11 protein-coding genes and 1 pseudogene are annotated in these 15065 nt (G+C 47.3%); 7 read left to right on the top strand and 5 right to left on the bottom strand.

Annotation, left to right across the window (positions count from 1 at the left end):
• From B2X00_RS10075 to B2X00_RS10060, 4 genes are all read right to left on the bottom strand, one after another.
• On the bottom strand, nucleotides 1-877 hold an 877-nt coding region (locus tag B2X00_RS10075; protein ID WP_290487411.1), incomplete at its 3' end, for a cation diffusion facilitator family transporter.
• 59 nt (nucleotides 878-936) lie between these two features.
• Nucleotides 937-4134 (bottom strand): efflux RND transporter permease subunit, encoded by a 3198-nt coding sequence (locus tag B2X00_RS10070; RefSeq protein ID WP_290487410.1) that lies wholly within the window; start codon nucleotides 4132-4134, stop codon nucleotides 937-939.
• Between the two features lie 11 nt (nucleotides 4135-4145).
• Nucleotides 4146-5291 carry an efflux RND transporter periplasmic adaptor subunit gene (locus B2X00_RS10065; protein WP_290487409.1) on the bottom strand — a complete coding sequence of 382 codons (1146 nt, stop codon included), beginning with the start codon at nucleotides 5289-5291 and terminating at the stop codon, nucleotides 4146-4148.
• Nucleotides 5292-5294: 3 nt separating this feature from the next.
• Complete coding sequence (locus B2X00_RS10060) at nucleotides 5295-6545, bottom strand: TolC family protein (RefSeq protein WP_006956205.1); 1251 nt, start codon at nucleotides 6543-6545, stop codon at nucleotides 5295-5297.
• A gap of 211 nt (nucleotides 6546-6756) precedes the next feature.
• On the opposite strand from B2X00_RS10060, the gene B2X00_RS10055 reads away from it, so the two are divergent.
• Nucleotides 6757-6942, top strand: coding sequence for a hypothetical protein (locus B2X00_RS10055; RefSeq protein WP_290487408.1), 186 nt, complete (start codon nucleotides 6757-6759; stop codon nucleotides 6940-6942).
• A 186-nt stretch (nucleotides 6943-7128) separates the two neighbouring features.
• On the opposite strand, the gene cadR is transcribed toward B2X00_RS10055, so the two are convergent.
• A complete protein-coding gene (gene cadR / locus B2X00_RS10050) occupies nucleotides 7129-7548 on the bottom strand; it encodes a Cd(II)/Pb(II)-responsive transcriptional regulator (RefSeq protein WP_074668950.1) in 420 nt (139 codons plus the stop codon).
• A 73-nt stretch (nucleotides 7549-7621) separates the two neighbouring features.
• Here cadR and B2X00_RS10045 point away from each other — a divergent pair.
• From B2X00_RS10045 to B2X00_RS10020, 6 genes and pseudogenes are all read left to right on the top strand, one after another.
• Nucleotides 7622-8520, top strand: a pseudogene (locus tag B2X00_RS10045) (cation transporter).
• Nucleotides 8521-9024, top strand: a complete 504-nt coding sequence (gene lspA / locus B2X00_RS10040) for a signal peptidase II (protein WP_034818150.1) — start codon at nucleotides 8521-8523, stop codon at nucleotides 9022-9024.
• A 75-nt stretch (nucleotides 9025-9099) separates the two neighbouring features.
• The gene (locus B2X00_RS10035; RefSeq protein WP_006955685.1) at nucleotides 9100-9423 is read left to right on the top strand and encodes a hypothetical protein; all 324 of its coding nucleotides are present in this window, start codon (nucleotides 9100-9102) and stop codon (nucleotides 9421-9423) included.
• Between the two features lie 47 nt (nucleotides 9424-9470).
• A complete protein-coding gene (locus B2X00_RS10030; protein WP_290487407.1) occupies nucleotides 9471-10718 on the top strand; it encodes a TolC family protein in 1248 nt (415 codons plus the stop codon).
• Nucleotides 10715-11617: an efflux RND transporter periplasmic adaptor subunit gene (locus B2X00_RS10025; RefSeq protein ID WP_006955683.1), complete on the top strand. Its 903-nt coding sequence runs from the start codon at nucleotides 10715-10717 to the stop codon at nucleotides 11615-11617. The genes B2X00_RS10030 and B2X00_RS10025 overlap by 4 nt, the downstream gene beginning before the upstream one ends.
• Nucleotides 11618-11629: 12 nt before the next feature.
• Nucleotides 11630-14749: an efflux RND transporter permease subunit gene (locus tag B2X00_RS10020; RefSeq protein ID WP_290487406.1), complete on the top strand. Its 3120-nt coding sequence runs from the start codon at nucleotides 11630-11632 to the stop codon at nucleotides 14747-14749.
• The last annotated feature ends 316 nt before the right edge of the window (nucleotides 14750-15065 follow it).

The raw sequence follows: 15065 nt of genomic DNA, 5'->3' as shown, positions 1-15065 counted from the left end.
TACACGCTTCATCAGGATCTTCTAATTCTACTGTTGTATGGCTTAAAGCATAGGGCGCAAGGACGTTATCGATGCGCTGTTTTAAGTCGCTACGAGCCTCAATATCAAGGTTCTTAGTTAACACCAAATGAACGGTTAATACATGCTCCTCGCCGTCTAGTGACCAAAAATGCAAATGGTGTAGGTCAGCAACATGAGGTAGCTCCAGTAAAGCGTCCGCGACTTGTTTGTAGGTTTTTTTGTCTGGCGTGGCCTGTATGAAGAGTTTCAGTGTTGCCCACAGGTTGCGTAGTACATTCACTAAAATAAATAGAGTAAAGCCAATCGACAATATAGGGTCGAGAATCGGCCAGTCTACGAACAGCAAAACAATACCAACGATAAGTACAGTAACCCAGCCGAGAACATCTTCCAGCAAGTGCCAGTTAATAACGCGCTCGTTTAACGTTTTACCTTCTGACAATTTGTAAGCGGCAAATCCATTAACTGTAATGCCAACGACGGCTAAAGCGATCATGCCATCAGCGATGGGCATTTGAGGGTTCCAGAGTCTGGGAATCGCTTCCACAAGTACCCAGGCAGAGCCTGCGATTAAAACAACGGCATTAATAAATGCACCGGCAAGATTGAGTCGCTTATAACCGTAGGTAAAGTGTTGGTTAGCCTGTTTTTTGCCCAGCTTATTAAGTACCCACGCCAGGCCAAGCGACAAGCTATCGCCAAGATCATGAACGGCATCAGCTAAAATGGCGGTACTGTTGGTAAGAAAGCCACCAATAAACTCGATAATGGTGAAAACAAAGTTAAGAACAAATGCCCACCCTAATCGGTTGGACGGCATGTCCTTTGAGTGATCATGGTTATGGTGATGCCCCATAATACGTTCCTCTTTGTAGTAGAAGGGGCGGCAATAACCGCCCCCTTAAGTGCTGAACCCTAACGGCTCAGATCCTTAATTTTTTGTTTCGAAAACCAAGGATAGAGCACGGGTAAGATAACCAATGTCAGCAGAGTGGCTGATACCAAACCACCGACAATGACGGAAGCCAGTGGGCGTTGAATTTCAGCGCCTGCGCCGGTTGCAAACAGCATGGGAATGAGTCCTAACGCTGAGGTTATTGCCGTCATTAATACCGGGCGTAGTCGCGACCATGCGCCATCAAACACGGCATCATTAACTGCATGCCCATCGGTTATTCTCTGGTTTATACTTTCGACCAGAACCACACCGTTTAGTACCGCCACACCAAACAGTGTGATGAAACCCACGGCGCTGGGCACCGATAAGTACTGCCCTGACACATAGAGTGCCACAATACCACCGATGACTGCCAACGGTACATTCACCAAAATCAACATGGCTTGACCCATGGTGCCGAAAGCAAAATAAAGCAGCAGGGCGATGAGTGCCAGCGATATGGGAACGACAATGGACAAGCGCTCCTGTGCTCGTTGTTGACTTTCGAACTGGCCACCAATGTCGACTGAGTAACCGGTTGGTAAATCCACCTTCTCGTCAATCGCCTTCCGAATATCGGCAACCACGCTGCCCATGTCACGACCCTGAACGTTCGATTGAATCACAACGCGACGCTGTACGTCATCACGACGGATTTGCGGTGGTCCTGATTCAATTGCGACGTGGGCGACTTCGCCTAAGGTTACCCAGGCCCCTGAGGGAGTTAACAGGCGTAACGAACGAATAGACTCCGGCGTATCGCGGAATTGCTTGGCCAGCCGCACGTAAATATCATAGCGCTCATTACCGCGAATGATCTGGCCTGCCGAAGCGCCACCCAAGCCATTGTCGACAACGCTCAGTACATCGGTGACATTTAAGCCGTAGCGTGAGAGTTGTTGGCGTTTCGGCGAAACCACGAGTTGTGCTTCACCTTTTATTTGCTCCATCGCTACAGCAACCGCCCCGTCAACTTGCTTGACGGCACCTTCTATTTCCTGGCCTTTACGGGCCAACACGTCAAGCTCGGGTCCAAATAGTTTGATGGCTAGCTGCGATTTTACACCTGAGAGCAGTTCATCAACCCGTGTTGCAATAGGTTGTGAAAAATTAAACAACAAGCCTGGGTGAGCATCTAGTTTTGCCTCCATTTTTTCTTGTAAGGCGTAGCGATCGGATGCCGTTGTCCATTCAGACTGCGGCTTAAGACCCACATATAACTCGATGTTGCTGATAGGCTCTGGATCGCCGCCCACTTCAGCTCGTCCAATGCGGCTGAGTGCGTAGGTGGTTTCCGGGAACGACATCAGGATTTTTTCAAGCTTCGGAGCCACCTCTAAGGCCGTTTCAAGGTTAGAGGAGGGGGCTAATGTCACGCGAATATTAATCGTGCCTTCTTCCAATTCGGGCGCAAATTCTGTGCCGAGACGAGGCACTAACACCAAAGCGCCGACAAACAGCACACCGGCCAGGGTAATAACAGCCTTTTTACTGCGTAACGCCACCGATAATAGTCTTTTATAACCATTATCTAGTGGTTTAAGCAGTTTATTTTCACGAGGCTTAATACCCCGACTGAAAAAGTAACTGGCTAATGCCGGTACAACCATGATGGCCACAAAAACCGCGGAGATAATGGCCAACATAATACTGATAGCCATGGGCTCAAATAATTTAGCTTCAACACCCTGAAAACTAAACAGTGGCATAAAGACCACCAAGATAATCATGGCGGCAAAGAATACCGGTCGTGCCACTTCGTTCGCCGCTTCCTTAACTCGCAGCTTGATACCATGGCTATCGAGTTTGGCTGCCTGAGGATCTGGGTCGCGGTGCTCTGTGCGTTGCTCGGCGTCGTCTTGGTGTTCACTATCCGGACGACTTAAGTGCTTAAAGATGTTTTCAACCATCACCACGGAGCCGTCGACCAGCATACCAATGGCAACAGCAATCCCGCCCAGCGACATCAGGTTAGCTGACATGCCCATCGCGGACATTACCATCAGGGCAATGGCGATAGAAACGGGAATGGACAGTAACACTAAAAAAGTAGCGCGTATGTTGAGCAAAAACAGTGCTAATACTGCGATAATAAAGACAAAGGCAATGAGCAGTGAATATGCGACCGTAGATACGGCTTTTTGTATTAAATCGGCCTGATCATAATACGGCTCAAAGGTGACACCCTCGGGTAATGCTTGCTGAATAAGCGGAATGCGCTTTTTAATACCGTCGATGGTGGCTTTGGTATTCGAGCCCTTGCGTTTGAGCACAATACCCGACACCACTTCGCCCAGCTGGTTGACCTCGCCGTCGACTTTACGCGACATTGAGACCGCTCCCTGGCGAATTTCACTGCCGATTTCGACGTCGGCAACCTGTCCCAGTGTTACGGAAACGCCGTCAACGGTTTTGAGCGGTATTTGTCGTATTTGTTGCAGGCCTTTTTTACCGCTTTCCAGCCAGCCGGTGCCGCGAATAACCAACTGCTCCTGACCGCGGGGCATATACCAACCACCAACGTTACCGTTATTCTTGTTGACCGCGCTCATCACATCTTGCTGGGTAAGGTCGTAAGACAGCAGCTTGGCGGGATTGAGGTTAACCTGATATTGCTTAACTTCACCGCCAAAGGACAAGACTTCGGTAATTCCCTCAACGGGCATCAGTAGCAGTTTAACCACATAGTCGTTAAGACTGCGTAGCTCCATGCTACTGACACCAGAGCCCGGCTCGGCAAGTAGCAGATACTGATAAACCTGGCCGAGACCGGAAGAGTTAGGGCCCATTTCGGGCGTGCCGACTCCCTCTGGAATCAACTCCTTTGCCGCTTGCAGCCGCTCGAATACCAGTTGCCGGGCAAAGTAGATATCGACACTCTCGTCAAATACCACGGTAATGCCCGATAAACCTGTTTTTGAGATTGACCGAACTTCTTTGACGTCGGGCAGGGCATACATCACCGACTCTATCGGATAGGTAATAAGCTGCTCGACTTCGGTCGCTGCTAATCCTGGTGCTTCCGTATTTACCGTTACCTGAACGTTGGTAACATCGGGAAAGGCATCCAGATTAAGTTTGGGAATAATAAAAAATGACGCAATGCTGATGCTGAATAAAGCCAATACCAATAACAGGCGATTGGCGACAGCAAACTGAATAATGCGCTGAAACATACAACCTCCTGTTAGTGGTTATGTGGGTCAAAACCGCCTTTAGCGATTTGTGAGCGAACGAAAAACGCGCCGTTGTCTACGTATTTTGTGCCTTCCTTAACGCCTCGAATAACTTTCCACGGACCCTTTTCATCAACCAATTCGACTTTCTTCGGTTCAAACTTTCCGGGTTCGTGCTCAATGAATATCTGCCAGTCACCATCAGGGGCCCGCATTAAGGCTGAGTCCTTAACTGCAAGCACCGGTCCATCCGACTTGACTGAGAAATAAACATCCGCAAATAAACCAGGGTGTAATTGGTCCTTTTCGTTATTTACCGCAAGTCGTACCGTTCGGGTGCGGGTTTTATGGTCTATTGTGTGGCCTTCCTGAATGACTTTTGCCGCAAAGCGCTGATTGTCGACACTCACTGTAACAGGATCACCAAACTGCACATTAAGGTCAGCTGAGCCTGGTAGACGAGCATTAACCCACAAGGTTTCTTCTTGCAGCACTTCAACCAAGTGATTTCCGGCATTAACTTGCTGGCCTTGCTTGAAGTTATCGCTAACCACAATCCCGCCAATTTCTGAGGTCAGTTGGTATTCGCCGATAGGGTAGTCAGGTTTACTTAAACGCTTAATATCACTGGCTGACATACCAAATGCTTTGAGTTGCGCTTGCGCTGAGGTAAAGGCGTTTTTCGCTTCAACAAAGCGTTTTTCACCCACCGTTGACTCACCGAGTGACTGCACGCGTTGCCATTCGTTAAGTGTGACCAAATACTGACTTTGCGCCTCCGCCATGGTGGCGCTGAAGAGGGTGGCTAGTGGTTCACCTTTTTCGACGTGGTCGCCAATACTGACAAAACGTTTGAGAACGGTCGAATCGATGCGCGGACTCACGATATAGCTATTAAAGTCGTTAGCAACCACCTCGCCCGGGGCATAAACCGGATATTCAATAACTTGAGTTTGCAAGGTTCGCGTGGTGATATCTGCCATAGACAGCTGCTTGCTGGATAGCTCCACGCCTGGGCTTTCCTTATGTTCACCTTGCTCGTGTTTGCCTTCTTCCTTGTGGGTATCTTCTTTTTCGTCGTGTCCGTGTTCATCCTGCGCCATAACCGAAAAGCTAAGCGCAAGTGCTATTGCTGCGTATAAAGGTTTTACTGACATCGTTTACTCTCCAATCTCTGCGTTTGTTGGCTGGCTTAACGGCGATAACGTCAGTGCTTTACTGAGTTCGCCCGAACGGTACAACCATTCAATGGCGGCCAACCGATATTGTGTTTGCAGCGCTATCCCTGCAAATTGGCTATCGAGCTGCTGTTGCACAGCGGTGAGGTAGTCTGTGGTGGATAGGTCACCGGCGAGCCAGGACTGCTCAATCACCTGCATCGACTCATCCTGCCGAGATTGAAAGTCTCTTTGCCAGCTTTGCCACTGTTTTTTCACAAAACGATAATTGTTAAGAGACGATTTCAGTGCTGCTTGCCATTGTTGCCTTAGTGCAATCAAACGTTTTTCTTCAGCAACAGCTTCGCTATTGGCTGCGCGCACCGCATCGCTGTAGTTATTGCGAACCTGTAGTGGAATGCTGAATGATAAGCCAATTACTGTTTCGTTATCGCTCTCGCCCGCTTCGACGCCTACGGTTGGGTTGGCGGTGGTTAACGAGCGTTTCCAGTCGACATCGGCGCGCTTTAATTGCCATTGCAGGTAAGCGGCTTTTAACGCTGGATGTTGTTGCCAACGAGCCGTTAACGCAGGTTCAACGTTAAATAGCTCCTCATTAATGGAGAGTTGACCGACATCAGACGTTGTTAGCAGAGCGTTTAACTCTGCTTCAGCGGATTGCAGTTGTTGATAAGCCGCTGCCGTTTGTTGCAGTTGCCGACTTAGCGCGAGTACCGTCAGTTGTTCGTCGACGGCACCTAAGTCACCGGCTTTACGTCGTTCGGCAACCAGGCTTATCGCCTGTTTAACGATTTTCTCTTGCTGCTCAGCCAGTGCGTAACGCTGTTTTGCGTCCAGCCATTGCACATAGGCATTCAACAAAGTTTTAGCATGCGATGTCGCCGACTGGCGATAAATACTCACTGCCATAGCCGTCATGGCGTCACTCTGACTGGCCCTTGCTTCATTGCGAGTGCTCCAGTCCAGCGTCTGGCTTAGACCAACAGCGTAATTATTGATGTCACCCTCGCGCTCTAAGCGTGACGATAAGCTAGGGTTGTACAAAGGCTGATTTAATTGTTTGCCCTGTTGGATCAGCGCTTCAGCCTGCTGTTGAGCGGCTTCAACACTGGGGTGTTGCTGCACAGTTTTTTGCCATTGCTCGGGCAACTGTTGTGCATTGGCGTAGCTTGAACTTATTGCCAGACTTACGGCAACAAACAAGCGTTTGCTATGTGTCGAAAACGGACCCATAGATAGACTCCTCAGTCATATTACTGCGTAAAATAATGATTTAGTTGCGCTGCTAAAGCAGCGTATTAGGCAGCTATGAGGAGATGGGAGGCCGGAACAGCGGCGATGATAGTGGGTTAGTGTAAAACTCAGTATACCCAAGACGTATTGTGCCCATTCGTGGTAACGCGAGAGTTTTTTCAGCCTTCATGGCATATAAATGAAATGAACCATGGCAGTGACAGCAATGATGGTAGTCAAAGCTGATTTCGCCACTTTTAGGGAGATTGCGCTTATCGATGTGGGATTCGTCATGCTCAAAATTGAGGTGTTGCTCAGAAGAGGATTGGTGAGATTGATGCACATCAGCAACCGCCTGACTGATTTGAGTCAGAACGGCAACAAGCACCAGTATTAAAAATCCGAGTCTAAGCATCATTACCTGCAGTTCTAAATAAGCAGCTTAACGGTACATTAATTAAAAATAGTTTTCAACTAGTGCATTCTGAATCGCCACTAGTTCACTAGACACTCAGTAGCCTAACGAAGCTCCGCTGGACAACCTTAAAAAATTGTGTAAGTACGTTGTGTAACCTCCGGAAATTTAGACGTCTCGGTTACAACTAACAGATTCTATTTCATCAATTTTATTAAGAATTGTACACGCAATAACTTTGCTTTGGCCAGTACAACTTGTTCTAATTGAAGTGAGTTGCTTCTCAAGATCTTGCAAAGAAGTAATTTGAGAGCGTATGTGCATTATGTGTTCATCAATCAGGGTATTAACGGCTGAGCAAGGTTGATGTGGATTGTCTTGATAATCTTGTAATCTGCGGGTTTCAGATAATGAAAGGCCTATAGCTCTGCAGCTACATACAAACTTAAGTCTTTTGTAATGTTTTTCAGTGTATACTCGATATCCGTTATAACTACGAGCTGGTAAAGGTAACAAACCCTTTTTTTCATAGAACCTTATTGTCTGGGTTTGAATTCCTAATAAGTCTGCTAGTTGACCAATACGCATAAGAAAATTTCCTATCTAGTTAAGTAATTTCTTGACCTTATAGTAACTTTATAGTTTTTAATTGTGAAACTATATATTTAAGGTAAGTAATACGATGGCTAGTTCCTTTGATACGGTTCGAACAAATGGCGACTCAAAAAATGCCTACGAAGAGTCAGGTAAACGGCTCATCGTTTACTCTGTAGCAAAAATGGATTGCCCATCAGAAGAACGAATGATTCGCTTGGCCTGAATGGGTTTGAGGAAATTCATTCATTATCCTTCGACTTGTCAAACCGTCGGCTGAAGGTATTACATGATGGTGAGACAGCCTTTATTACTTCTAAATTAGAGACTCTAGGTTTGGGGGCCTCGCTTGAAAGAGACACTGCTGCGGACTCCGAGGCAATCAAAGCTGAGGAGTTTTCGGCAAGTTCGGATAAGCAGGAGTCCCGCACCTTGTGTTGGTTGCTCACCATCAATACTCTTCTGTTCTTGGTGGAAATGACTGCCGGACTGCTTTGGCAGTCTGCTGGTTTGATTGGGGAATCTTTAGATAATTTTGCCGATGCGGCAGTTTACGGGCTTTCTCTTTATGCCGTAGCGCGTAGTGTTAATATGCAAATACGTGCTGCGCACCTAGCTGGCGTACTACAACTGGTTTTGGCTCTGGGTGTACTTGCAGAAGTTGTGAGACGCTTCGTATTCGGGAGTGAACCTGAGTCACTTGCGATGATGGGGATTGCATTTGTCGCGTTGATTGGCAATACCATCTGTCTTCTACTTATCTCCAAACATAGAGGAGGTGGTGCGCATATGAAAGCAAGTTGGATTTTTTCAGCTAATGATGTAGTGATTAACCTTGGCGTAATCATCGCTGGCATCCTCGTTGCGTTGACCGGGTCGAATTACCCAGATCTTATTATAGGTAGCATAGCAGGTTTAATCGTGCTTAACGGGTCAAGACGCATTTTTGCACTGAAGGGGAACTGAATGTCCTGCGTTGATAAAGGATTTTCGCCCTATATTTCTCTGTTAATTTCTGGTTTAACTGTAGTCCTTGACCAAGTGATCAAGTGGCAGACGCAGCAATCAATAGCTTACGGTGATTCGATTTCATTGACCCCTTTTTTCAATTGGGTACACACTTGGAACACTGGTGCGGCATTTGGCCTGCTTTCAAATGGTGGAGGTTGGCAGCGCTATTTTTTTATTGGGGTTGCTCTGCTAATGTCTGTGGCTTTAACGAGGTTGATCTTTAATAAAGTAAGTAAACGGGATGGCATTAGCTACGGGCTGATTCTTGGGGGGGCGGTTGGGAACCTCATTGACCGACTGTTTCGTGGCTATGTTGTCGACTCCCTTCATCTAGGTTGGCAAACGTGGCAATTGCCAGTTTTTAATATTGCCGATATTGCAATTACCCTAGGAGTTATCCTATTACTGTTAAGCAACTTGCAGGTCTCAATGATACCGAATCTACCGGGTTCTAAGTAAATAGTAAGTATAATAATTAATATGGCCGAGCTTATTTTGGATGGATTAGGAATTTATATTGAGTGGGGTAATTGAATGAAAATATCTTGGTTTTTAATACTGACTGTGCTCATTCATAGCTCTTTTGCCTGTGCTCCTGTGGCTGGTACTTTCAGTCAGTCTTCAATAAAGAGTGCAGGAGTTGCGTATGACTTAGTCTTAGAAATTGAGCGTGAAAATCAAGACTTAAATAAATCAATATATGATAGTAAACAACAAACACAACCTCATATTAGTTGCATTACTGGTTATAACCTCTTAATTTCAGCCGTGCCTGTTATTTTGGCACCCAACTCAAACTCGGTAGGTTTTGACCAAAGCCTGACTCACCAACCCCCTGTACCTCCACCAAACGCGTAACCGTTAACTTAGACTTTTTAAAACCTATAAGTTAATGGAGAAGCAACATGAAGTATTTATACTTCGTGGCAGCCTTTTGCTTAGGTGCGCTAGTGCCTGTGGCGACGGCTGCGACGACAGATTTAAAGCTGAAAGAAGCGTTACAAAAAACGATCAAGAATAACCCTGAGTTACTGGAGTATGATTATAAAATACGAGCTGCAGGAGCACTGATAGAGCAGGCTGAGTTTTCAGCGAACCCAAGGGTATCTGCGGAAATAGAAAACTTTGCCGGCTCAGGACGGCTAGAAGGTATCAGTAACTCAGAATTGACCGTATCCTTTTCTCAGCTCATAGAGTTAGGGGACAAACGGCAGTTACGAGTTAAAGCTGCAACCGAAAAAGAGAAAGCTCAGCGAGCAGAGTTTGAGTATCGTCAAATTGAGGTTTTGGCAGAAACCACACAGCGTTTCTATGACATTTTAAAACTTCAGCAAGTCGCGCATACCAGCGAGCGTCAAATTCAGCGAACTGAGCGACTGATAAAAGTGGCACAGGAGCGTGTAGAAGCTGGCGCGGTGCCTAAATCCGAGGTTATTCGCATTAAATTACAGTTAGAGCGCCAATACGCTTTCTCTGACGAGTTGAACGGTAAACTGAAAAAGCAACAAGCTGAACTGGCTTCAATGTGGGCAGGCGAGCTCAATTTTACGCGCGTCTCTGGAGACTTTACTTTTCCGCTAAGCCTCCCGGAAAAAGCCAACGTGTTATCGGCTGTTAATCGGGCGCCGGAGTATTTGCGTTTACTGAACTCTGAGCAACTTCTACAAGCGCAAGCCAGAGCGTTAGCAGCGGACTCAAAGTCGGATATTACCGTTGGTGTCGGGGCTCGCTACAATAATGAGTTCGATGATGTAGGTTTAATCGTCCAGGCATCGATGCCATTGCAGTTCACTGACCCTAACGTCGGTCGCATAAAACAAAGCCGATTACTGCATCAGTCTAACCTGGCGCAGCAAAAACAGGTTCGGCAGCAACTAAAATCACTGGCTTTATCGCTAGTGCACAGTTTGCAAACTCACCAAAGTTATCTGCAAAAGATAAATCAGCGACTGATGCCATTATCTGAGCAATTACTTGAACAGACTCAACAGGGTTACGCACGCGGAACGCATTCTTTGTTGCAAGTGTTAGACGCGCAAACGGAGTTAGCCAAACTCGAGTACGAAAAAGTTTCTCGGAAACATGCGATTTACAGCGACATCATCGAATTAGAGCGCATGACCGGACAGCCGTTTTTAGGAGTACAACAATGAAACTCAACACATTGATTACAATTATCTGCATTGCCAGTTTTTCACTGCCCGCATTGGCTTATGAGAAAGAACACGAAGAGCATGAAGCACCCCATACCAATTTAAGTGATGCAGCAATAGAAAACGCGAAATTAACGTTGGCAACAGCGAGCGCTCAAAGCATTCGAGTAAAGCAAACAATTTTCGGTGTAATAGCCCCCAATAATAACAATATTGTGCATATCGGAGCGAAGTACAAAGGTATTGTTACGTCACTAAAGGCCAATATCGGCGATGCCATAAAAGCCGGGCAAACTCTGGCTGTTGTTGAGAATGTTACGACAGGCACGGCATTTGAAGTCATCAGCCCAATTAGCGGAGAGGTAACTGCACGTTTTACCAACGTTGGTGAAGTGGTTGAGCAAAAGCCATTATTTGAAGTCCTGGATCCATCATCGGTCTGGGTAGAGCTTTCAGCGTTCCCGGAGAACATTGAGTCGTTAGAAGAAGAGCAAACGACCTATGTGTACGACTTGCATCATCATAAAACCGTCGAAGGAACTGTGTCTTATATCTCGCCACAAATGACTGGCGGACATATTGCACGCGCACTTATCGAGTTGCCCAATCAGTCGGGGCATTGGCGACCGGGAATGCACGTAAAAGCGGATGTCGTTACAGACAGCTTTAACGCGAGCTTGGCGATAAACAATGATGCTGTTCAACGTTTAGAAGATAACCCCGTTGTTTTTATTAAAGAGGGTAATCGTTTCGAAGCCAGGGAAGTTGAGTTAGGCCGAACTGACGGTGAATACACCGAGGTGTTATCGGGTATTGAAAATGGCGAAAGTTATGTCGTTGAAAACAGCTACTTGATAAAGGCTGACATTCTAAAACAAGGCGCAGGCCACAGCGATTAGGGAGAGTAAACAATGATAGATGCACTCATTCGCTTTGCGGTTGAGCGTCGATGGCTGGTGCTTGCCGCAACTTTGTTAGTAGCAGCTGCGGGCGTTTATAGCACATTAAAGCTACCCATCGATGCTGTGCCGGATATTACCAATGTTCAGGTACAGATAAATTCAGAAGCGCCAGGCTATTCGCCATTAGAAACCGAACAACGTATTTCTTATCCGGTGGAAACCGCGATGGCAGGTTTACCAAAGCTGGACTACACCCGCTCGATCTCACGCTATGGGTTGTCGCAAGTTACCGTGGTGTTTGAAGAGGGCACCGATATTTACTGGGCTAGACAGCAAATCAGTGAGCGATTGCAAAAGGTAAGGGGAGAAGTACCCGACGGTATCGAGCCGACGATGGGGCCAATAGCCTCCGGCCTTGGTGAAATTGTTAATTATGTAGTACGCGCGAAAGAGGGGGCTACCAATGCCGATGGCGAGGCGTATACGCCCGAGCAGTTGCGTACCATCCAGGATTGGATCATTAAGCCGCAACTGGTCAAGGTGCCCGGTGTTACCGAGATTAATAGTGTGGGGGGTTATGAAAAGCAATACCAGGTGGCTCCCATCCCCGGTCGTATGCTGGCCTATAAAGTGACCATGCAGGACCTTTTGGCAGCATTGGATCTTAACAATAGAAACGCTGGTGCCGGTTATATCGAGAAAAATGGTGAGCAATGGTTGGTGCGTTCGCCTGGACAGCTTAAGACACTTGATGATATTCGTGGTGTGGTCGTGACAAAACGTGATGATGCACCGGTGCGCGTGAGTGACGTGGCTGAGGTCAAACTGGGAGAACAATTACGCACTGGCGCTTCAACCTCGGGCGAGAGCGAGGTGGTATTGGGCACGGCCATGATGCTTATTGGCGAAAACAGTCGCATCGTTGCACAGAATGTCGCCAATAAAATTGAGGAGGTGCAACGAAGCTTGCCAGACGGGGTGGTGATTGAAACGGTGTATAACCGTACTTCTCTCGTTGATAAAACTATTGCAACGGTCGAGAAAAACCTGTTTGAAGGTGCGGTGCTGGTTATTGTGGTGCTTTTCATTCTGCTTGGAAATGTCCGTGCAGCACTGATTACGGCGTGCGTTATTCCCTTGAGTATGCTGTTTGCGGTAAGCGGCATGGTCGCCAACAAGGTGTCTGGTAATTTAATGAGCCTGGGCGCAATTGATTTTGGTATTATCGTCGATGGTGCGGTCATTGTGGTTGAAAACGCTTTGCGACGGCTTGGAATTGCACAGCAACGCTTAGGCCGGGTACTTACCACTAAAGAGCGCTTAATTGAAGTAACCCATAGTACTCGTGAGGTATTTAACCCTGCGGTATTTGGTGTGCTTATCATTATGCTGGTGTACTTGCCCATATTTGCGTTAAGTGGTGTTGAAGGCAAAATGTTTCATCCCATGGCGTTTACTGTCGTAGCCGCGCTTTTAGGGGCTCTGATTTTCAGCGTTACCTTTGTACCCGCTGCTATTGCAATATTTGTCCGTGGCAATATTAAGCACGGTGAAAACCGAATAATGCGAGCCGCCCGCAAAGTGTATCAGCCGGTTTTACGGCAAACACTGAAGCTTCCAGTTGTCATTATTTTGCTTGGCTTTGGGCTGTTTGCGGTATCAATGTTTCAGGCGAGTCGCATGGGAACTGAGTTTTTGCCACAGCTTGATGAAGGCGATATTGCCATGCAAGCCTTGCGCATTCCGGGGACTGGCTTGCAGCAATCTATAGCAATGCAAAAAGATGTCGAGTCTGTGGTGTCACGCTTTGACGAAGTTAAACTGGTATTCTCAAAAATTGGTACCCCGGATGTTGCGACCGACCCTATGCCACCGAGCGTCGCTGATACCATTATTATTTTAAAGGAGCGTGAGGACTGGCTAAACCCAGAAAAAACCAAAGAGCAACTGGTTGCTGAAATACGAACTGCTGTGCAAGAGCTTCCCGGTAATAAGTACGAGTTCACTCAACCGATTGAAATGCGGTTTAACGAACTTATTGCAGGCGTTCGAGCTGACTTGGGGGTTCGTATTTATGGCGATGACTTGCAAACGCTTAAACGGTTAGGCGACTCAGCCGCCGCAGTCATTCGCACCGTTAATGGCGCTGCTGATGTTCGGGTTGAACAAATGACGGGTTTATCGACACTCTCAGTGATACCTAAGCGTGATCATTTAGCGTTATTAGGCCTAACAGTCGCTGATGTACAGCGAGCAGTTCAAGCTGCGGTTGGTGGAGTTCAGTCAGGGATTATTTACGAGGGGGATAAACGCTTCAAGCTAATGGTACGTCTCGACAAAGAATGGCGTAAGAGCATTGAACAGCTTAAATCACTGCCTATTGATCTGCCTGCCGGCAACCCTGAGCTGCGCTATGTGCCGTTGGGAGAGGTCGCCGAATTGAGTTTGGAAAGTGGACCGAACCAAATTAACCGAGAAAGCAGCAAACGCAATGTTATTGTGAGTGCGAATGTTGAAGATCGTGATTTGGGCTCTTTTGTGGCAGATGTTCAGGATGCGCTAACGACTGACGTTGATTTGCCAGCAGGTTATTGGGTTAACTACGACGGTACCTTTGAACAGCTGCAATCAGCTTCCCAACGGTTGAGTTTGGTTGTGCCATTAGCGCTGCTATTAATTATTGGCCTGCTATACAGTGCGTTTAATTCGCTGAGCAGTGCACTCGTCATATTCACAGGCGTTCCCTTAGCGCTGACCGGCGGGATATTCGCATTAGCGCTGCGTGATATGCCGCTATCAATTTCCGCTGCAGTCGGCTTCATTGCACTGTCGGGCGTGGCGGTTTTGAACGGCGTGGTCATGCTGACATTCATACGGCAACTGCTGCGCGACGGACTGCCATTGAAAGATGCGGTGTTTGAAGGCGCGCAACAGCGGTTAAGACCTGTACTGATGACTGCTCTCGTAGCTAGCCTGGGCTTTGTCCCTATGGCATTTAATACCGGTGTGGGTGCCGAAGTGCAGCGGCCGTTAGCGACAGTGGTTATTGGCGGTATTGTATCGTCAACATTATTGACTTTGGTGGTGCTGCCAGCGCTTTATTATTTAGTGCAGCGTTTTAAAGAATAGAGAGTTAGGTCATTGAGCGCAGTTAGAGCCCGCTTTTATGAGCGAGCTTTAACTGCCTCAATCCATGCGAAAGTCGCCCTGGTTTTGGATGACGGTAACGTCAGGTTGTAGGCCTGTGTTACTAAGCGTGTTACATCCTTTGCTCAGAAACAAAAAAGCCCCGCTGTTTCCAGCGAGGCCTTAGAATGCGTGCCGGAGGCGGAATCGAACGCGTCGTGCAACAGCACCGACACGTGTGTCGGTCTGCAGACACAAAAAAGCCCCGCTATTGCTAGCAGGGCTTTCTTAGAATAGTGGTGCCCGGAGGCGGAATCGA

Source organism: Idiomarina sp. UBA3162 (assembly GCF_002364475.1).
In the GTDB taxonomy this organism is placed as follows: Bacteria; Pseudomonadota; Gammaproteobacteria; order Enterobacterales; family Alteromonadaceae; genus Idiomarina.
This window is presented reverse-complemented; position numbering and strand designations above follow the sequence as displayed.

Coding starts and splice junctions, on each gene's coding strand:
- B2X00_RS10025 (WP_006955683.1), top strand. CDS start 10,715: ATGAAACTCAACACATTGATTACAATTATCTGCATTGCCAGTTTTTCA.
- B2X00_RS10035 (WP_006955685.1), top strand. CDS start 9,100: ATGAAAATATCTTGGTTTTTAATACTGACTGTGCTCATTCATAGCTCT.
- B2X00_RS10055 (WP_290487408.1), top strand. CDS start 6,757: ATGGCAGTGACAGCAATGATGGTAGTCAAAGCTGATTTCGCCACTTTT.
- B2X00_RS10070 (WP_290487410.1), bottom strand. CDS start 4,134: ATGTTTCAGCGCATTATTCAGTTTGCTGTCGCCAATCGCCTGTTATTG.
- lspA (WP_034818150.1), top strand. CDS start 8,521: ATGTCCTGCGTTGATAAAGGATTTTCGCCCTATATTTCTCTGTTAATT.
- cadR (WP_074668950.1), bottom strand. CDS start 7,548: ATGCGTATTGGTCAACTAGCAGACTTATTAGGAATTCAAACCCAGACA.
- B2X00_RS10030 (WP_290487407.1), top strand. CDS start 9,471: ATGAAGTATTTATACTTCGTGGCAGCCTTTTGCTTAGGTGCGCTAGTG.
- B2X00_RS10020 (WP_290487406.1), top strand. CDS start 11,630: ATGATAGATGCACTCATTCGCTTTGCGGTTGAGCGTCGATGGCTGGTG.
- B2X00_RS10065 (WP_290487409.1), bottom strand. CDS start 5,291: ATGTCAGTAAAACCTTTATACGCAGCAATAGCACTTGCGCTTAGCTTT.
- B2X00_RS10060 (WP_006956205.1), bottom strand. CDS start 6,545: ATGGGTCCGTTTTCGACACATAGCAAACGCTTGTTTGTTGCCGTAAGT.